This window comes from Streptomyces sp. NBC_00075 (genome assembly GCF_045041225.1).
GTDB lineage: Bacteria > Actinomycetota > Actinomycetes > Streptomycetales > Streptomycetaceae > Streptomyces > Streptomyces adonidis.
On the sequence record NZ_CP108243.1, the window covers coordinates 6,873,997 to 6,893,654 of the forward strand.

16 protein-coding genes are annotated in these 19,658 nt (G+C 69.7%); 14 read left to right on the forward strand and 2 right to left on the reverse strand.

The genetic code is table 11. From position 1 onward, the window contains the following. The first annotated feature begins 16 nt into the window (after positions 1-16). The 3 genes from OG787_RS30020 (at position 17) to OG787_RS30030 (ending at position 4,241) form a co-directional block, all read left to right on the forward strand. The gene (locus OG787_RS30020) at positions 17-748 is read left to right on the forward strand and encodes a hypothetical protein (protein ID WP_369035602.1); all 732 of its coding nucleotides are present in this window, start codon (positions 17-19) and stop codon (positions 746-748) included. A 65-nt stretch (positions 749-813) separates the two neighbouring features. Beyond that, entirely contained in the window at positions 814-3,012 is a 2,199-nt protein-coding gene (locus OG787_RS30025) for a polysaccharide deacetylase family protein (protein WP_405537155.1), read from the forward strand. Further along, positions 3,009-4,241 (forward strand): acyltransferase, encoded by a 1,233-nt coding sequence (locus OG787_RS30030; RefSeq protein WP_405537157.1) that lies wholly within the window; start codon positions 3,009-3,011, stop codon positions 4,239-4,241. The genes OG787_RS30025 and OG787_RS30030 overlap by 4 nt, the downstream gene beginning before the upstream one ends. Before the next feature lie 48 nt (positions 4,242-4,289). Here OG787_RS30030 and OG787_RS30035 read toward each other — a convergent pair whose 3' ends face one another. Then, positions 4,290-4,844 (reverse strand): hypothetical protein, encoded by a 555-nt coding sequence (locus tag OG787_RS30035; RefSeq protein WP_405537159.1) that lies wholly within the window; start codon positions 4,842-4,844, stop codon positions 4,290-4,292. A 256-nt stretch (positions 4,845-5,100) separates the two neighbouring features. On the opposite strand from OG787_RS30035, the gene OG787_RS30040 reads away from it, so the two are divergent. The 8 genes from OG787_RS30040 (at position 5,101) to OG787_RS30075 (ending at position 15,309) form a co-directional block, all read left to right on the forward strand. After that, entirely contained in the window at positions 5,101-6,483 is a 1,383-nt protein-coding gene (locus tag OG787_RS30040; RefSeq protein ID WP_369035598.1) for a nitrate/nitrite transporter, read from the forward strand. Between the two features lie 123 nt (positions 6,484-6,606). Further along, a complete protein-coding gene (locus tag OG787_RS30045; protein WP_369035597.1) occupies positions 6,607-7,776 on the forward strand; it encodes a uroporphyrinogen-III synthase in 1,170 nt (389 codons plus the stop codon). A 388-nt stretch (positions 7,777-8,164) separates the two neighbouring features. Further along, positions 8,165-8,740 carry a CGNR zinc finger domain-containing protein gene (locus OG787_RS30050; protein ID WP_405537160.1) on the forward strand — a complete coding sequence of 192 codons (576 nt, stop codon included), beginning with the start codon at positions 8,165-8,167 and terminating at the stop codon, positions 8,738-8,740. A 370-nt stretch (positions 8,741-9,110) separates the two neighbouring features. Continuing rightward, on the forward strand, positions 9,111-9,632 hold the full coding sequence (locus OG787_RS30055) for a sigma-70 family RNA polymerase sigma factor (protein ID WP_044471680.1): 522 nt from the start codon (positions 9,111-9,113) through the stop codon (positions 9,630-9,632). Positions 9,633-9,679: 47 nt separating this feature from the next. After that, the gene (locus OG787_RS30060) at positions 9,680-10,465 is read left to right on the forward strand and encodes an anti-sigma factor (protein WP_369035595.1); all 786 of its coding nucleotides are present in this window, start codon (positions 9,680-9,682) and stop codon (positions 10,463-10,465) included. Positions 10,466-10,612: 147 nt separating this feature from the next. Continuing rightward, positions 10,613-12,925, forward strand: coding sequence for a HelD family protein (locus OG787_RS30065; RefSeq protein ID WP_405537162.1), 2,313 nt, complete (start codon positions 10,613-10,615; stop codon positions 12,923-12,925). 327 nt (positions 12,926-13,252) lie between these two features. After that, on the forward strand, positions 13,253-14,668 hold the full coding sequence (locus OG787_RS30070) for an NAD-dependent malic enzyme (RefSeq protein ID WP_369035593.1): 1,416 nt from the start codon (positions 13,253-13,255) through the stop codon (positions 14,666-14,668). A 359-nt stretch (positions 14,669-15,027) separates the two neighbouring features. Beyond that, on the forward strand, positions 15,028-15,309 hold the full coding sequence (locus tag OG787_RS30075; RefSeq protein ID WP_105974351.1) for an HU family DNA-binding protein: 282 nt from the start codon (positions 15,028-15,030) through the stop codon (positions 15,307-15,309). Positions 15,310-15,470: 161 nt separating this feature from the next. On the opposite strand, the gene murA is transcribed toward OG787_RS30075, so the two are convergent. Further along, a complete protein-coding gene (gene murA, locus OG787_RS30080; RefSeq protein WP_235478274.1) occupies positions 15,471-16,817 on the reverse strand; it encodes a UDP-N-acetylglucosamine 1-carboxyvinyltransferase in 1,347 nt (448 codons plus the stop codon). Positions 16,818-17,176: 359 nt separating this feature from the next. Between murA and OG787_RS30085 the strand changes: the two genes are divergently transcribed. From OG787_RS30085 to OG787_RS30095, 3 genes are all read left to right on the forward strand, one after another. Next, positions 17,177-17,752, forward strand: a complete 576-nt coding sequence (locus tag OG787_RS30085) for a YqgE/AlgH family protein (protein ID WP_369035592.1) — start codon at positions 17,177-17,179, stop codon at positions 17,750-17,752. A gap of 29 nt (positions 17,753-17,781) precedes the next feature. After that, entirely contained in the window at positions 17,782-18,078 is a 297-nt protein-coding gene (locus OG787_RS30090; RefSeq protein WP_053741615.1) for a DUF3039 domain-containing protein, read from the forward strand. 236 nt (positions 18,079-18,314) lie between these two features. Beyond that, entirely contained in the window at positions 18,315-19,640 is a 1,326-nt protein-coding gene (locus OG787_RS30095; protein ID WP_405537164.1) for an extracellular solute-binding protein, read from the forward strand. The last annotated feature ends 18 nt before the right edge of the window (positions 19,641-19,658 follow it).

Below are 19,658 nucleotides of genomic sequence, written 5' to 3' on the forward strand. Positions count from 1 at the left end.
CCATGACCCGCACGAGGTGACCGTCCAGCTCGACGGCGTCGGCCGGCAGCTCGAGGAACTCCTCGTGCGGCAGGCCAAGGAGGGCGCGGACGCCGGCGCGGGTGACGGCCCCGTCTTCGTCGACGAGACCGGTCGCCGCAGCCGCCGCTACCGCCGGATAGGCATCGTCGTGGGTATCGCCTGCGCCGTGTACGCCGCCGTCATCGTCGGCACCCTTCTCTCCGGCAACTCGGACGCGCCCTGGCTGCCGGTACCGGGCCAGCAGGACGAGCAGCCGGCGGGCAAGGTCGACACCTCGCCGCTGCCCGCCGATTCGGTGCTGCCGTCGGACTCGGCCGGGGTCACACCGACCCCGGAGGCGTCGGTCAGCACGGGGGCCACACCGTCGCAGGGGAGCACCGCCGCCACACCGGGCGCCTCCTCCAGCGCGGCCAACCCAGGCCCGTCCGTCGAGCCCAAGCCCTCGTCCAGCGCCACCGTGCCCGGCCCGGGAACCACGTCGAGCGACCCGGACCCCGAGCCGTCCGCGACGGTGTCCAACTCGCCGGAGCCGAGCCCGTCGGAGACCGTCGGTTCCTCGCCCGACCCGTCGGAGTCCCCGGCCACGGACGGCGGCGCGGACGGCGGCACGGTCGCCGGTGGTACGACCGACCCCACCCCGATCGCCGAGAGCCCGGCCGAACCGAGTGCCACCGGCTCCGCCGGTGACCCGGTCTCCGCGTCGGAGCCGGCCACCACGACGGCCTGACCACCCTCCGCCCCGCCGACCGCCGACTCCGTTCTGATCTCCTCGTCCCCGGAGAACAACCTCTGATGGCATCTCGCACCCGCCGCCGCGGCGCCCGGAACGGCGCCCCCGGCGCCGCCCGGCGCCGACGGCTGCCCATGCGCCTGCTGCTGCCCTCGCTCATCCTGGTCGCCCTGATGGCGATGCTGATGCTGCGCGGGTACGTGCACAGCGAAATCCTCGCCGACCACCGCATCCAGACCGAGGCCTCCGCGGACCGGGTGCCGGAGAAGATCCTGGAGGGCGGGCCGGTCATCGACACCAGAAGCGGCAAGGCCACCAGCCTTCAGATGCCCGACCACCGCCTCGTCCTCACGTTCGACGACGGCCCGGACCCCGAGTGGACCCCGAAGGTCCTGGACGTCCTGAAGAAGTACGACGCGCACGCCGTCTTCTTCGTCACGGGCACCATGGCCTCGCGCTACCCGGAACTCGTACGGCGGATGGTGGACGAGGGCCACGAGGTGGGGCTGCACACCTTCAACCACCCCGACCTCTCCCTCCAGTCGAAGAAGCGGATCGACTGGGAACTGTCCCAGAACCAGCTGGCGCTCGCCGGTGCGGCGGGCATCCGCACGTCACTGTTCCGGCCGCCGTACTCCTCCTTCGCCGACGCGATGGACAACAAGTCGTGGCCGGTCACGGAGTACATCGGCAAGCGCGGCTACATCACCGTCGTCAACAACACGGACAGCGAGGACTGGCGCAAGCCGGGCGTCGACGCGATCATCCGCCAGGCCACCCCCAAGGGCGGCAAGGGCGCGATCGTCCTCATGCACGACTCCGGCGGCGACCGGCACCAGACCGTCGAGGCCCTGGACCGCTTCCTGCCCGACATGAAGAAGAAGGGGTACGAGCTCCAGAACCTCACCGAGGCCCTGGACGCGCCCAGCGCGCACACCCCGGTCGCGGGCGTCGAACTGGCCAAGGGCAAGGCATGGTCCTTCCTGGTCCGTGCCTCCGACGGGATCACCTCCGCACTGGTCGTCGGCCTCGCGATCATCGGCGTCCTCGTGTTCGCCCGGTTCGGCCTGATGCTGCTGCTCTCCGTCCTGCACGCCCGCCGCACCCGCCGCCCCGACTTCAGCTGGGGCCCGCCGATCACCGAACCGGTGTCGGTGCTGGTCCCGGCGTACAACGAGGCCAAGTGCATCGAGGCCACCGTGCGGTCACTGATGCGGAGCGAGCATCCCATCGAGGTGATCGTCATCGACGACGGGTCGAGCGACGGCACGGCCCGCATCGTCGAGAACATGGGCCTGCCGAACGTACGCGTGGTGCGCCAGCTCAACGCGGGCAAGCCCGCCGCCCTCAACAGGGGTGTCGCGAACGCCCGGTACAACCTGATCGTGATGATGGACGGCGACACGGTCTTCGAGCCGGGCACCGTCCGTGAACTCGTCCAGCCGTTCGGCGACCCGCGCGTGGGCGCCGTCGCCGGCAACGCCAAGGTCGGCAACAAGGACTCCCTGATCGGTGCCTGGCAGCACATCGAGTACGTGATGGGCTTCAACCTGGACCGCCGGATGTACGACGTCCTGGGCTGCATGCCGACGATCCCCGGCGCGGTGGGCGCGTTCCGCCGCTCGGCCCTGAAGCGGGTCGGCGGGATGAGCGACGACACGCTCGCCGAGGACACCGACATCACGATGGCCCTGCACCGCGACGGCTGGCGGGTCGTGTACGCGGAGAACGCCCGCGCCTGGACCGAGGCCCCGGAGTCCGTCCAGCAGCTGTGGTCCCAGCGCTACCGCTGGTCGTACGGCACCATGCAGGCGATCTGGAAGCACCGCCGCTCCGTGATCGAACGGGGCCCCTCGGGCCGCTTCGGCCGCGTCGGCCTGCCTTTCGTCTCCCTCTTCATGGTGGTGGCCCCGCTCCTGGCCCCCCTGATCGACGTGTTCCTGCTCTACGGGCTGGTGTTCGGCCCGACCGAGAAGACCGTCTTCGCCTGGCTGGGCGTCCTCGCCGTCCAGTTGATCTGCGCGGCCTACGCGTTCCGCCTCGACCGCGAGAAGATGACCCACCTGATCTCGCTGCCCCTGCAACAGATCCTCTACCGCCAGCTCATGTACGTCGTCCTGCTCCAGTCCTGGATCACCGCCCTCACCGGCGGCCGGCTGCGCTGGCAGAAGCTGCGGCGCACCGGTGTCGTCGGCTCGGCCCCCGACGCCGTACCGGCCGCCCGGACGAGCGCCGGTGACAACAGGAGGCCTGTGGGATGACCCAGCCACCCCCGGCGACGTCCTCGCCGACGTACGACATCCCGCTCCAGCCGACGGCGGACGAACCGCCCGCCGCAGCCCCGGCGAAGAAGCCCGGCCGCGATCGCTACCTGGACCTGCTCCGCAGCATCGCCCTGGTCCGAGTGGTCGTCTACCACCTGTTCGGTTGGGCGTGGCTGACGATCCTCTTCCCCTCCATGGGCGTGATGTTCGCGCTGGCGGGCTCGCTGATGGCCCGCTCCCTGAAGCGCCCGGCGCTCGGGGTCATCAGGGGCCGGATCAGGCGCCTGCTGCCCCCGCTGTGGGCGTTCAGCGCGGTGGCGCTGACGCTGATGTTCATCGGCGGCTGGAACCCGACCAAGGATCCCGACCACGGCGGCACCTGGGGTCTGGTCGAACTCCTCAACTACATCGTCCCGATCGGCGCCCCGCCCTACCCCTGGAGCATCGGCTCCAAGTCGGGCGTGCTGGAGAACACCTGGGCGGTCCAGGCGGCGGGCCCGCTCTGGTACCTGCGGGCCTATCTGTGGTTCGTGATCGCCTCGCCGCTCCTGCTGTGGGCGTTCCGCCGCCTCCCGTGGGCGACCCTGCTCGCCCCGCTGGCCCTGACGGCGGTGGTCGGTACGGGCCTGGTGAAGATCCCCGGGGAGACCGGCAACGCGGTGACGGACTTCGCGATGTTCGGCGGCTGCTGGGTGCTGGGCTTCGCCCACCACGAGGGCCTGCTGAAGAAGATCCCGCGCTATCTGTCCGTGTCCTGCGCGGTCCTGATCATGGCTTTCGGCATCTGGTGGGCCTCGGGCCACCAGGGCCCCGACGGCTGGGACCTCAACGACATCCCGCTGGCCCAGGCGACCTGGTCCTTCGGGTTCGTGGTGATCCTGCTCCAGTACTCCCCGTCGTGGCAGGAACTGCCGGGCCGCCTGGCGAAGTGGGACAAGCTGGTCACCCTCTCCAACAACAGGGCCGTCACGATCTACCTGTGGCACAACCTCCTGATCATGGCCACGGTTCCCCTGATCGACCTCCTGTACGAACTCCCGTTCATGAACGACGGAATGGTGTCCGCGCTGGACACGACGTACAACCTGTGGATGTTCGTCCTGGTCTGGCCCCTGATCGGTCTGATGATCCTGTCCCTGGGCTGGATCGAGGACGTCGCCGCCAAGCGAAGCCCACGGCTGTGGCCGAACGGGGCGAAACGCGGGGGAGGGCGTCGGAAGGGCTGAGGGCGGGACGGCCCCTCGATCACGATCGTGGAGGGCGAGCCGGCGAATTCAGTCCTTCCGGAGTGAGACCGACGGACCGCGGGACCCTGGGCGGCGGATTCCGACCACGCCGCCCAGGCCGACCTTCTCCCAGGGGAACAGCCCCAGCGGAACCCAGCTGAAACCGATGACGAAGACCCCGACCAGGTTGGTGACGACCGCGGGCAGGATCCACCCCAGCAGGGACACGACGAGGGCCAGGACGAACACGTAGACGTCGAAGGCGAGCACCCCGAGGGCCCTACGGGCAGCCGCGCCGCCCCCCAGGCGGGGATTGTTCTCGTCGCCCCGCACCATTTCGAACAGGGTGAACGGCGCGAACGCCCCGATGCTCGCGCCGAGAACGATCCCTCCGGCCACCAGGCCGCCCCGCCCGTCCTCGTGCATCAGGGACGACAGAGGCGTGGAGTCCCCCAGCCTCAGCATCAGGAACACACCGGCGAACGCCCCGCCCATCGTCGTCGCGAAGACGAAGAGGAACGCCGCCGCGGAGAGCGTCTTCCTGGCGAGCGTGCGCCGAGCAGGCTGTGCCTCAGCCCTGCCGGACCTGGAGGCGGCGGACATGGACTCTCCCGTTCCCTGTGTGGGGTCCGCCAGAGAATAGCGGGACACGGTGGCCCCCAGGAGTGGCCCGCCGTGCTCTGGCCGTGACCTCCGTCTGCGTAACCTCTCATCCCACCTCCTCGCGGGGTGAGAGCAAAGTTCCCTTCCGGTCACCCACAGCCACAGTGCGGAAACGCGCTCTGCCTACCTTCGGGACTCATCACCGCTCAGTACCCCGAAAAGAACCACCCGAGCCCCGGACCACCGTGGAGGCGTCATGACAGCCCCTAGTTCAGCCCCCGCACCCGGCAGGGGAGGCCGCTGGATCGAGCACTGGGATCCCGAGGACGAGGCCTTCTGGAACGCGACCGGCGAAAAGGTCGCCCGCCGCAACCTGTTCTTCTCCGTGCTCTCCGAGCACATCGGCTTCTCCATCTGGACGCTGTGGTCCGTGATGGTGCTGTTCATGGGACCGGAGTACGGGCTCACCCCGGCCGACAAGTTCTTCATCGTGTCGATGGCGACCGCCGTCGGAGCCGTCGTCCGCGTCCCCTACACCTTCGCCGTCGCCATCTTCGGTGGCCGGAACTGGACCATCGTCTCCGCGTCGCTCCTGCTCATCCCCACCATCGCGGCGTTCATCGTGATGGAGCCGGGCACGTCCTTCGGCACGTTCCTCGTCTGCGCGATGCTCGCCGGCATCGGCGGTGGCAACTTCGCCTCCAGCATGACGAACATCAACGCCTTCTTCCCGCTCAGGAAGAAGGGCTGGGCCCTCGGGCTCAACGCGGGCGGCGGCAACATCGGCGTCCCGGTCGTGCAGCTCATCGGCCTCGCGGTCATCGGTGCGAGCGGCGGACCGCGCGTACTCCTCGGGATCTACATCCCGTTCATCGTCGTCGCCGCGGTCCTCGCCGCGCTCTACATGGACAACATCACGTCCCTGAAGAACGACACCGGCGCCGCCAAGGACGCCGTCAGGGACGCGCACACCTGGATCATGTCCTTCCTCTACATCGGGACGTTCGGGTCGTTCATCGGCTACAGCTTCGCCTTCGGCCTGGTCCTCCAGACCCAGTTCGGGCGTACGCCGCTCCAGTCCGCGTACGTCACCTTCATCGGCCCGCTGCTGGGCTCGCTGATCCGTCCCGTGGGCGGCTGGCTCGCCGACCGCTACGGCGGCGCGAAGATCACGCTGTGGAACTACGTCGGCATGGCCGCGGCTACCGGCATCATCGTGATCGCCTCGATGGAGAAGTCGCTGCCGCTCTTCACCACGGCCTTCATCGCCCTGTTCGTCCTCACCGGCCTCGGCAACGGCTCGACGTTCAAGATGATCCCCGGCATCTTCCACGCCAAGGCCCTGGCCAAGGGGCTGGACGGTGAAGAGGCCGCGGCGTACGGCCGTCGCCTGTCCGGTGCCTCCATGGGGCTCATCGGTGCGGTGGGCGCGCTCGGCGGCCTCGGCATCAACCTCGCCTTCCGCCAGTCCTTCCTGAGCGTCGGCTCCGGCACCGGTGCCTTCGTCGCCTTCCTCGCCTTCTACGGTGTGTGCTTCGTGGTCACCTGGGCTGTATACCTTCGCCGTCCGGCGAGCGCACAGGCCACAGAGACCACAGCCTCCGAGGCAAAGACGCAGCTCAGCTACGCCGAGGTGTGACAGTCGCCCAAAGCGGCTTAAGTAACACCAGCGACATGAAACCGAACCGAGCCTGTCACGCGCCGTTGACAGGCTCGTTCGGCACGCCACTGCCGGATGTGACCCGACTGCGGGACGAGAGCCATGTACGACGAAGAGCAGCGACCAGAACGACCGGCCCAACCTGACCACGGTCCCCTCGCGGGGTTCACCGTGGGTGTCACGGCCGCGCGTCGGGCCGATGAACTCGGGACACTCCTCCAGCGGCGGGGAGCGGCCGTCGTACACGCGCCCGCCCTGCGGATCGTGCAGCTCGCCGACGACAGCGAGCTGCTGGCGGCCACGAAACAGCTCATCGGCCAGGCGCCGGACATCGTCGTCGCCACGACCGCCATCGGCTTCCGGGGCTGGATCGAGGCCGCCGACGGCTGGGGGCTCGGCGAGGACCTGCTCGCCTGTCTCGGCGGCGTCGAACTGCTGGCGCGCGGCCCCAAGGTCAAGGGTTCCGTCCGGGCCGCCGGGCTCACCGAGCACTGGTCGCCGTCCTCTGAATCCATGGCCGAGGTGCTCGACCGGCTTCTGGAGGAGGGGGTCGACGGCCGCCGTATCGCCATCCAGCTGCACGGGGAGCCTCTGCCCGGCTTCGTGGAGTCGCTGCGGGCGGCAGGTGCGGAGGTCGTAGGCGTACCCGTGTACCGGTGGATGCCGCCGGAGGACATCGGCCCCGTCGACCGGCTCCTGGACGCCACGGTCTCGCGCGGCCTGGACGCGCTCACGTTCACGAGCGCGCCCGCAGCGGCGTCGCTCCTCTCCAGGGCGGAGCACCGGGGCATGCTGCCGGAACTCCTGGCCGCCCTCCACCACGACGTGCTGCCCGCGTGCGTGGGCCCGGTCACGGCACTGCCGCTCCAGGCCCAAGGCGTGGACACGGTGTCTCCGGAACGCTTCCGCCTGGGCCCGTTGGTCCAGCTCCTCTGCCAGGAACTCCCGGCCCGCGCACGGGCGTTGCCCATCGCGGGCCACCGCGTCGAGATCCGAGGCCACGCGGTCCTGGTGGACGGCGCCCTGCGCCCCGTCCCTCCGGCCGGCATGTCCCTCCTGCGGGCCCTGTCCCGCCGTCCCGGCTGGGTCGTGGCCCGGGCGGAACTCCTCCGCGCCCTCCCCGGAGCCGGCCGCGACGAACACGCGGTGGAGACAGCGATGGCGCGCCTGCGCACGGCCCTGGGCGCCCCCAAACTGATCCAGACGGTAGTAAAACGCGGCTACCGCCTGGCCCTGGACCCGGCAGCAGACGCCAAGTACTCCGACGCGTAGTTCCTTCATCCGCGCGCGGGTAGGGGCTTGTCGCGCAGTTCCCCGCGCCCCTGTCGGGGGTCGATCCGTGGGTTCTTCGTCCGCGGCCCGGTGGGGGCTGAGCGCGCAGTTCCCCGCGCCCCTGGCGCCCCGGGCGCAACGCGCCCGACAGGGGCGCGGGGAACTGCGCGACAAGCCCCCACCGGCCCGCAGTCGAAGAACGGCACATCCCGCGGAGCGACCCCCACCGGCCCGCAGTCGAAGAACGGCCCATCCCGCGGAGCGACCCGCGGAGCGACCCGCGGAGCATCTTGCGGAGCCGAGGGGTTCCGGCCGCGACAGCGGCCAGGCACTGTAGAGGCAACGGTTCCCCCTGCCCCCGTCACTGGCATCCGCATCGGAGACGACCGTGGCCACAGCCTCTGCCTCGTACGAGCTGCGTTTCGACGCCGGGCGGATCTGCCTGGACCTGCTGGCGACCACCCACCCCGACGAACGGCTCGGCGCCGTCGAGCCGCTCCGTGCCTGGATCACCGCATCCGGGCTCGTCCCGCCCGGCACCCCCCTCCATCACGCCGACGACCCCTGGGCAGCCCGCTTCCGTGAACTCCGGGACCTCGTCGGCCGGTTGGTGCGAGGCCCCACAACCATCGACCCGCCTCTCCTCGACCGGCTCAACGACCTCGCCCGCCCCGCACCCCCGGCCCCCCGGGCCGTCCGCGCCGAAGACGGCACCCTCGTACGGGAGTTGCACGGGCCGCCCGACTGCGCGGCCCTGCTCGGCGTGGTCGCGCGGGACGCCGTGGAGCTGCTCACCGACCCCGTGGCGCGCGCGTGTCTGCGGCAGTGCGAGGGCGACAACTGCCCGATCGTCTACCTCGACACCTCCCGGGGCAGACGACGCAGATGGTGTTCCAGTGAAATCTGCGGCAACCGGGAGCGGGTCGCGAGGCACCGCCGACGGGCCGCACTCGCACGCGCGTAGACCCTTCGTGAGTCAGGTGCGATCCGTTCACAGTTCGCCCATAGCGGTCCTCTCGGGCGGAATCGGGCCCACCAACTCCCGTAGGTTGCAGTGATGTTGATTACACGTGAGTTTCCAGTCGGCGCGCCGCGGGCATCGCCGTGATCTTGCCAATGTGGCGGAAATGTAAAGCACTTGCGGCGGGAATGTGCCCCCATGTCCCTCACGTCTCGTCCAGATAAAGAAAGTTGTGGTCGCACGTTGAACATCCCGCACGCCACTTCCGTACCTCGGGGGGAGCGACCGACTGGGGGAACCCGGGACAGCGGAGGTGGGCGTGCGCAAGGATTCCGTCGTGGCCAATGAACGAGCACCGAGGGCCCGACATCGCATGTCCCAGCCCTCGGAACCCGACGAGGACTTGATGCGTGCGCTGTACCGAGAGCACGCAGGGCCTCTCCTGGCATATGTCCTCAGGCTGGTCGCCGGAGACCGGCAACGAGCCGAGGACGTCGTGCAGGAGACGCTCATCCGTGCCTGGAAGAACGCCGGTCAGCTCAATCGAGCAACCGGTTCGGTACGCCCCTGGCTGGTGACGGTCGCCCGGCGCATCGTCATCGACGGCCACCGCAGCCGGCAGGCCCGGCCGCAGGAGGTGGACCCGTCGCCGCTGGAGGTCATCCCCGCGGAGGACGAGATCGACAAGGCGTTGTGGCTGATGACGTTGTCGGACGCGCTGGACGACCTGACCCCTGCCCACAGGGAGGTCCTGGTCGAGACTTACTTCAAGGGGCGTACCGTAAACGAAGCCGCCGAAACGCTGGGCATACCCAGCGGAACGGTGCGCTCACGGGTGTTCTATGCCCTGCGTTCGATGAAGCTCGCACTGGAGGAGCGGGGGGTGACGGCATGAGCATTTACGGGGGGTTCGGAGCGGGTAGTCCTGGTTCCATGCGAGGAATGCAGGGTTCCCAGGGACCGAACGAACACGAAACCGTAGGCGCCTACGCCCTCGGCATCCTCGACGACGCGGAGGCCACGGCCTTCGAGGCACACCTCGCCGGTTGCGAGTGGTGCGCCCAGCAGCTCGACGAGCTGGCCGGGATGGAACCGATGCTGGCCGCCCTCGCGGACCTGCCCGGTGCCCAGGGATCCCCGGCCATCGGCGAGTCACTGTCCGCCCGCCCGAGTCCGCAACTGGCGACACGGCTGGTCGACGAGGTCGCGGAACGGCGTGCGACCAAGCGTCGCCGCAGCTTCTACATGGTGGCCGCCGCGGCAGCTCTCATCATCGGCGGCCCGGCCACGGTGTTCGCGACGACCAGCGGCAACACCAGTAACGAGGCCGCGCCCGCGCCGTCGTCGTCCGTGGCGAAGGCCACCGGCTCCGCCCAGGAAGCCTTCGCTCTCATGACCGACCGGGTCTCGGCCACCGACCCCACCACCAAGGTCACCGCGACCGTGGCGATGGACGCGAAGAACTGGGGCGTCGGCGCGGTCCTGGAGCTGGCCGGCGTCAAGGGCCCGCTGAAGTGCTCCCTCGTCGTCGTCGGCAAGGACGGCTCGCGCGAGACGATGTCCAACTGGTCCGTCCCGAAGTGGGGTTACGGCATCAAGGACTCGACGAACGCGGAGGCCCGCAACCCGCTCTACATCCACGGCGGAACGGCCTTCACCGCCGACGAGATCGACCACTTCGAGGTCGTCACCTCCACCGGCAAGCAGCTCGTCGAGGTCGACGCCTGACCTCTTCGTACCTCTGTCAACCGCTCCGCGACCGCCCCAGGACGCCTCGTACGAAGACTCGTACGGTGTCCTGGGGCGGTTGCGTAGCCTCACGGCCTCCCTTTCGCGTACGGTTGACGGCTGCCCAGCACGTCAGAAGGGGGCCCGGTGGCCGCACAGGCTCAGCAGGAAACGGCGCTCGTACCGGTCGAGGACTCCTCAGTACAGGACTCCGTCCGCGACCGCGAGATCAGCGTCGAACAGGAACACCTGGACCGGGTGTACCGCCGTCTCGAGGAGAAGATCGACGAGGCCGAGTTCCTCATGCACGACGCGGCCAAGCGAGGCCAGGTCGGCACCCCTGGCGCGCTCGCCGAACGGGACGCCCAGGTGTTCCGCGCAGGTATCCACCTCAACAGGCTGAACAACGAGTTCGAGGACTTCCTCTTCGGCCGTATCGACCTGCTGCGGGGCATGGACGGCAAGAAGGGCCCGGACGGCGCGTACACGGCCGTGGAGCCCGCTGAGGGGGCCGTACGCCCCGACAGCACCGCTGACATCGCCGAGACCCTCCACATCGGCCGTATCGGCGTCCTCGACGAGGAGTACGCGCCCCTCGTCATCGACTGGCGCGCCCCGGCCGCCGCGCCCTTCTACCGCTCGACCCCGGTCGACCCGGGCCGGGTGGTCCGCCGGCGCGTCATCCGCTCCAAGGGCCGGCGTGTCCTCGGCGTCGAGGACGACCTGATGCGCCCCGAGCTGAAGGCGTCCCTGGACGGCCACGAGCTCGCGGTGATCGGCGACGGCGCCCTGATGGCGGCCCTCGGCCAGGCCCGCAGCCACACCATGCGGGACATCGTGTCGTCCATCCAGGCCGAACAGGACCTGGTGATCCGCGCCCCCGCCGCCTCGGTGACGTACGTCGAGGGCGGCCCGGGGACGGGCAAGACGGCCGTCGCGCTGCACCGCGCCGCCTACCTCCTCTACCAGGACCGCCGCCGGTACGCGGGCGGCATCCTGATCGTCTCGCCGACCCCGCTCCTCGTGGCGTACACGGAGGGCGTCCTGCCCTCCCTCGGCGAGGAGGGCCAGGTAGCGATCCGCGCCATCGGCTCCCTCGTCGACGGCGCCGAGGCCACCCTGTACGACGCCCCGGCCGTGGCCCGCGCCAAGGGCTCGTACCGCATGCTCAAGGTGCTGCGGAAGGCCGCGCGGGGCGCCCTCGAACACAACGACCAGTCGGCCAGGCTGCGGGTCGTCGCCTTCGGCCGCCGTATCGAACTGGAGGCCCCCGAACTGGCCCGCATCCGCGAGTCGGCGCTCAGCGGCACGGCCCCCGTCAACCTGCTGCGCCCCCGCGCCCGCAAGCTCCTCCTGGACGCCCTGTGGGCCCGCTCGGGCGCCCAGGGCCGCCACACCGACCCGGAGCTGGCCGCGGAACTCCGCTCCTCCTTCGACGAGGACATCACGACCGAGGACGACTTCATCGCGTTCCTCGACGCCTGGTGGCCGGAACTGACCCCTGCCTCCGTCCTCACGGCCATGTCCGACGAACGCCGCCTCGGCCGCTGGGCGCGCCGCATCCTGAACCCGGGCGAGGTCCGCCGGGTCGCCCGCTCCCTCAAGCGCGACGGCCTCTCGGTCCACGACGTGGCCATGCTCGACGAACTCCTCGCGATCCTCGGCACCCCGGCCCGCCCCCGCAAGAAGCGCGACCAGGACCCCCTGGACCACCTCACCGGCCTCGAAGAACTGATGCCGGTACGGGAGGAGTCGCAGCGCGAACGCGCCGAGCGCCTCGCCCAGGAGCGCACCGAGTACGCCCACGTCATCGTCGACGAGGCCCAGGACCTCACCCCGATGCAGTGGCGCATGGTCGGCCGCCGCGGCCGGCACGCCACCTGGACGGTCGTCGGCGACCCGGCCCAGTCCTCCTGGTCCGACCCCGACGAGGCGGGCGAGGCGCGGGACGAGGCCCTCGGCACCCGCCCCCGCCGCCGCTTCACCCTCACCGTCAACTACCGCAACCCCGCCGAGATCGCCGACCTGGCGGCGAAGGTCCTGGCCCTGGCGATGCCCGGCTCGGAGTCCCCGAGGGCGGTCCGCTCGACGGGAGTCGAGCCGCGCTTCACCGCCGTACGGGGTTCCCTCGCCAAGTCGGTCCGCGAGGAGGCCGCGCGTCTCCTGGACCTCGTGGACGGGACAGTGGGCGTCGTGGTCGCCATGAACCGCCGCGAGGAGGCGGCCCGCTGGCTGGCGGGCCTGGGCGACCGCGTGGTGGCCCTGGGCAGCCTGGAGGCCAAGGGACTGGAGTACGACGCCACCGTGGTCGTCTCCCCGGCGGAGATCGCCGACGAGAGCCCGGCCGGTCTGCGCGTGCTGTACGTCGCCCTGACCCGGGCGACGCAGCAGCTCACGGTCGTGTCGGCGGACCGTGACGAGCCCGATGCGCGAGGGGTGCCCGACCTTCTCCGTGACTGATGCCAAGAGTGTGGCCGATGGGAATTGCCTTACGGGGATCGTTTGTTACCGTTGACGTGGCACCGGCTCGATCCAAGCCCCCGGGCCCAACCTTCGTCGCTACGAGCGACCACTTGCCGCGAGGCGAGCATGGCGGGTCGGTGCCACTGAACATGTAGAGGTCCACGTCACCTGGTGACGTGGACCTCTTTTTGCTCAAGAACTTGCTGAAGAACGTATTGAGAACAAAACGTTCGCAATCGAGGCCCCGCTACCAGCTACCCAACGGTAGGTGCGACGATCGGACAGCAAACCAAGCATCAGGGTGAAAGCAGAAGGAAGTCGGCCATGGCAACGGCGCCCAGCGTCTCCTACTCGATCACGGTCCGGTTGGAGGTGCCCGCGAGCGGAACCGCGGTCTCTCAGATCACCACCGCCGTGGAGTCCTCCGGAGGCTCGGTGACCGGCCTCGACGTCACCGCCTCCGGCCACGAACTGCTCCGGATCGACGTCACCATCGCGGCCACCTCGACCGCGCACGCCGACGAGATCGTGCAGAAGCTCCGCGGCATCGAGGGCGTCACCCTCGGCAAGGTCTCGGACCGTACGTTCCTCATGCACCTCGGCGGCAAGATCGAGATGCAGTCCAAGCACCCCATCCGCAACCGTGACGACCTCTCGATGATCTACACCCCGGGCGTGGCCCGTGTGTGCATGGCGATCGCCGAGAACCCCGAGGACGCCCGCCGCCTCACCATCAAGCGCAACACCGTCGCGGTCGTCACCGACGGCTCCGCGGTCCTCGGCCTCGGCAACATCGGCCCGATGGCCGCCATGCCGGTCATGGAGGGCAAGGCGGCCCTGTTCAAGCGCTTCGCCGACATCGACGCCTGGCCGATCTGCCTGGACACCCAGGACACCGACGAGATCGTCACCATCGTCAAGGCCATCGCCCCGGGCTTCGCCGGCATCAACCTGGAAGACATCTCGGCCCCGCGCTGCTTCGAGATCGAGGCCCGCCTCCGTGAGGCCCTCGACATCCCCGTCTTCCACGACGACCAGCACGGCACCGCGATCGTCGTCCTCGCCGCCCTCACCAACGCCCTGCGCGTCACGGGCAAGGCGATCGGCGACATCCGGGTCGTCATGTCCGGCGCCGGCGCGGCCGGTACGGCCATCCTCAAGCTGCTGATCGCGGCCGGCGTCAAGCAGGCGGTCGTCGCCGACATCCAGGGTGTCGTCCACGCGGGCCGCGCGGACCTGGTGAACGCGGCCCCCGACTCCCCGCTGCGCTGGATCGCCGACAACACCAACCTGGAGGGCCTCACCGGCACCCTCAAGGAGGCCGTGCGCGGCGCCGACGTCTTCATCGGCGTGTCCGCCCCGAACGTCATCGACGGGGACGACGTGGCCGCGATGGCGGACGACGCGATCGTGTTCGCGCTCGCGAATCCCGACCCCGAGGTCGACCCGGCGATCGCCCGCCAGACGGCGGCTGTCGTGGCCACCGGCCGCTCGGACTTCCCGAACCAGATCAACAACGTGCTGGTCTTCCCGGGTGTCTTCCGCGGCCTCCTGGACGCGCAGTCCCGCACGGTCAACACCGAGATGATGCTCGCGGCGGCCACCGCACTCGCGAACGTCGTCACCGAGGACGAGCTGAACCCGAACTACATCGTGCCGAGCGTCTTCAACGACAAGGTCGCGGGCGCGGTCGCGGGTGCGGTGCGCGAGGCGGCGAAGGCCGCGGCGGCCGCCGAGTAGGCGTCCACACGGGCAGACGGGCACAATATGTGACGGTTGCCACGGGCCCTCGTACCGGCGCGTCGGGGGCACCCCGCCCCCGGGCGGCTCTAGGGTGGCGGCCAGACTCACCCCGCTCGGCCCCGGCCGGTGACGCTTTCCAGGTGACTCCCAAGGGTGTTCGTGTGACTCCCAGGGGTGCCGGATTGGCTTTCCCGCCGCAGGTGGGGGCAGGATGCGTCTTCGGGCGCGAGGGTCCGACGACGGACCCGGGTCCGGGGACCCACCGAGGACCCTGGCAACATCGGCTTCGCTGTGCCCACCGTGCGGCTCCGCCGCGGGGCACGCCTCAACAGCAAGAAGAACACGGGAGTAACGACATGAACCGCAGTGAGCTGGTGGCCGCGCTGGCCGACCGCGCCGAAGTGACTCGCAAGGACGCCGACGCCGTGCTGGCCGCGTTCGCCGAGACCGTCGGTGAGATCGTCGCCAAGGGCGATGAGAAGGTCACCATCCCCGGCTTCCTGACCTTCGAGCGCACCCACCGTGCCGCTCGCACCGCGCGCAACCCGCAGACCGGCGACCCGATCAACATCCCCGCCGGCTACAGCGTCAAGGTCTCCGCGGGCAGCAAGCTGAAGGAAGCGGCCAAGGGCAAGTAAGGGCGCCTGTTCGCCGTTGCGGCTTGGCGCCGTGGGCGACTGCGGGGCCGCTGTGGCTGGTCGCGCAGTTCCCCGCGCCCCTTAGGGGGTTGCAGTTGACGCCGATGGGGCGGCCACCCGGACTCGGGTGGCCGCCCCATCGGCGTTCGTGCGACTGATGCCTATCCGAGCGCCTTGCCCGGCAGTTCGACCTTCGCACCCAGCTCCACGAGCTTCTCCATGAAGTTCTCGTAGCCGCGGTTGATCAGGTCGATGCCGTGGACCCTGGAGGTGCCCTGGGCGGCCAGGGCCGCGATGAGGTACGAGAAGCCGCCCCGGAGGTCCGGGATGACCAGGTCGGCGCCCTGGAGGCGCGTGGGGCCCGACACGACCGCCGAGTGGAGGAAGTTGCGCTGCCCGAAGCGGCAGTGCGAGCCGCCGAGGCACTCGCGGTAGAGCTGGATGTGCGCGCCCATCTGGTTCAGCGCCGAGGTGAAGCCGAGCCGGGACTCGTACACCGTCTCGTGGACGATGGACAGGCCCGTCGCCTGCGTCAGGGCGACGACCAGCGGCTGCTGCCAGTCCGTCTGGAAGCCCGGGTGTACGTCCGTTTCCAGGGCGATGGACTTCAACTGGCCGCCCGGGTGCCAGAAGCGGATGCCCTCGTCGTCGATCTCGAAGGCCCCGCCGACCTTCCGGTAGGTGTTCAGGAACGTCATCATCGAGCGCTGCTGGGCGCCGCGGACGTAGATGTTCCCCTCGGTCGCCAGCGCCGCCGACGCCCACGACGCGGCCTCCAGACGGTCCGGGAGGGCCGCGTGGTTGTAACCGTCGAGCTTGTCGACACCGGTGACACGGATCGTCCGGTCGGTGTCCATGGCGATGATCGCGCCCATCTTCTGCAGTACGCAGATGAGGTCCTCGATCTCCGGCTCCACAGCCGCGTTGGACAGCTCCGTGACGCCCTCCGCCAGCACCGCCGTCAGCAGGACCTGCTCGGTCGCGCCCACGGACGGATACGGCAGTGCGATCTTCGTACCGCGCAGCCGTTGTGGGGCCTCCAGGTACTGCCCGTCCGCCCGCTTCTCGATCGTCGCGCCGAACTTCCGCAGCACCTCGAAGTGGAAGTCGATCGGCCGGCCGCCGATGTCACAGCCGCCGAGACCCGGGATGAACGCGTGCCCGAGCCGGTGCAGCAGGGGGCCGCAGAACAGGATCGGGATACGACTCGAACCCGCGTGCGCGTCGATGTCGGCGACGTTGGCGCTCTCCACGTGCGACGGGTCCATGATCAGCTCGCCGGGCTCCTCGCCCGGCCGGACCGTCACCCCGTGCAGCTGGAGCAGCCCGCGCACGACACGGACGTCACGGATGTCGGGGACATTGCGCAGTCGACTTGGCGCACTGCCCAGCAGGGCGGCCACCATGGCCTTCGGTACGAGGTTCTTCGCACCGCGGACACGGATCTCGCCCTCCAGCGGGGTGCCGCCGTGGACAAGCAGTACGTCGTCTGTGCCGTTGACCGTCATGTATCTCGCGTTCCGATGAGTTGGGCGGGGGTGTTGGGCGGGCCCGTCGTGCAGGACGCGGTCGTACAGGCACGCGCAGGAGCCGAAGAGACAGGGTAATCGCCGTACACCCCCCTTCTGTAAGCCCAAGCGCCGCCCAGCCGTGTCATAGCTTTGCCACAACACGAACGGTTCGCCGCCGGGCACATGCGGTCACCGGCGCCGGAATGCGCCCGCCCCGCTTCCCCGCGCCCGCCCGTCTCCCACGACCACCCTCAAACGATGGCCTTACCAGGCCGCCTATCCGATTCATGGCTGCGTTCACCCGGGTACCCCGATTGGCTCCCCGCACCGGGGGAAGATGCGGGATCATGTCTGGCATGACCGAGGTGTCCTCGCTCACAGGGCGGCTGCTCGTGGCCACGCCCGCCCTGGCGGACCCGAACTTCGACCGCGCGGTGGTGCTCCTTCTCGACCACGACGAGAAGGGCTCCCTCGGTGTCGTCCTCAACCGTCCGACCCCGGTGGACGTGGGCGACATCCTGGAGGGCTGGGCGGATCTCGCCGGCGCCCCCGGGGTCGTCTTCCAGGGCGGCCCGGTCTCCCTCGACTCCGCGCTCGGCATCGCGGTCATCCCCGGCGGCGGGATGTCCGGGGAGCGCACCCCGCTCGGCTGGCGGCGCGTGCACGGCGCGATCGGCCTCGTCGACCTGGAGGCCCCGCCCGAACTGCTGGCCAAGGCGCTCGGCTCGCTGCGCATCTTCGCCGGCTACTCGGGCTGGGGACCGGGCCAGCTTCAGGACGAGCTGACGGACGGCGCCTGGTACGTCGTGGAGTCGGAACCGGGGGACGTCTCCTCGCCGTCCCCGGAGCGCCTGTGGCGCGAGGTGCTCAGACGCCAGCGCAGCGAACTCGCGATGGTCGCGACGTATCCCGATGACCCTTCGCTCAACTGACGGCTGTGACCTTCAGTACCCTTGCCGTTATGAGCACTCTTGAGCCTGAGACCCAGCCCCAGCGCGGGACTGGTACGGGGACCCTCGTCGAACCGGCGCCGCAGACCTCGCACGGCGACGGCGACCACGAGCGCTTCGCCCACTACGTCCAGAAGGACAAGATCATGGCGAGCGCCCTCGACGGGACTCCCGTCGTGGCGCTGTGCGGCAAGGTGTGGGTGCCGGGCCGCGACCCGAAGAAGTACCCGGTGTGTCCCATGTGCAAGGAGATCTACGAGTCCATGGGCTCCGGCGGCGACGAGGGCAAGGGCGACGGCAAGAAGTAGGGCTGCGCGCTGGTCGGTTGTTCAGTAGAGCGAGGTCCCCAGGGTGCGTTTTGCGTGCCCTGGGGACCTTTGCGCTGTCTGTCGTTGCACGGGGTGCTTCGGCCGGTCACAGAGTGGTGGAGACGTGGTCAAGACCTCTTGTGGCCATGTCCATGTAGTCCATAATCTCCGTGGTGTTGTGCAGAGCGAAACATCCATTGCGCATGTTGCAACGCTTTTACCGGAGGAAACGCCAGATGAAGCACTCTGTCCGATCTGTTCGATCCGCTCGGCTGGTCGCCTCCGTGGCCGCCCTGGCCCTCGCCGGGCTCACCGCCACCGCCTGTGCCCCCGAAACCTCGGACAACTCCTCCTCCGGCAAGGACGAGCAGACCGGCACCCTGCGGGTGTGGCTCTTCCAGGAGGTCGGCAACGCCCCCAAGGAGAAGGTCGTCACCTCGGTCGTCGACGCCTTCGAAAAGGCCCACAAGGGCGCCGAGGTCAAGATCGAGTACATCCCCGTCGAGACCCGCGCCCAGCGCATCAAGGCCGCCTTCAACGACCCGAAGAGCGCCCCCGACGTCATCGAGTACGGCAACACGGACACCGCCGGTTACGTCGCCGACGGCGGACTCCTCGACATCAGCAAGGAGTTCGCGGCCTGGGACGAGTCGTCGGACACCGACCCGACGGCCCGTCAGTCCGTCACCGTCGACGGCAAGGTCTACGGCGCTCCCTTCTTCGTGGGCGTCCGCGCCTTGTACTACCGCACCGACATCTTCAAGGAACTCGACCTCGAAGTCCCCAAGACCCTGGCCGAGTTGACCGAGACCGCCCACGCGATCCGCGCGGCCAGGCCCGACCTGTACGGCATCGCGGTCGGCGGCGCCTACACCTACGGCGCGATGCCGTTCGTCTGGGCCAACGGCGGCGAACTCGCCACCGGCCGGGGCGGCTCGTACGCCTCCGCCATCGACAGCACCGCCTCGCAGAAGGGCATCAAGGCCTACACCTCGCTCTTCGGCGACGACAACTGTCCCGCCGCCAAGTGTGCGGGCATGGGCGGCAACGACAGCGTCACCGCCTTCGCCGCGGGCAAGGCCGGCATGGTGATCGGCGGCGACTTCAGCCACACGGCCGTCGAGGCGGGCAAGGTGAAGGGCAAGTACGCGGTCGTACCGCTGCCGGGCGTCACGGCCGGCTCGGTGGCGCCGGCGTTCGCGGGCGGGAACAACCTCGGTGTGCTGAACAGCACTTCGCATCGGACGCTCGCGGTCGACCTCATGGAGGCGCTCGCCTCCAAGCAGACGCAGACCGAACTCTTCGACGCGATGGGCTTCTTGCCGACGTTCGCGGACACGCGGGACGCGGTGGCCAAGAAGGAGCCGTTCGTCGCGCCGTTCGTGAAGACGCTCGCCTCGGGGACGAAGTTCGTGCCCGCGTCGCCCGCGTGGTCGCAGATCGACTCGTCGTTGGTGCTGCCGACGATGTTCCAGGAGATCGTCAGCGGTAAGAAGGATGTTGCGGCTGCCTCTGCCGACGCGGCGAAGAAGATGGATGACGCGTTTGGGTCTGTGGGGTGACGGCGCCTACTCGGGTGG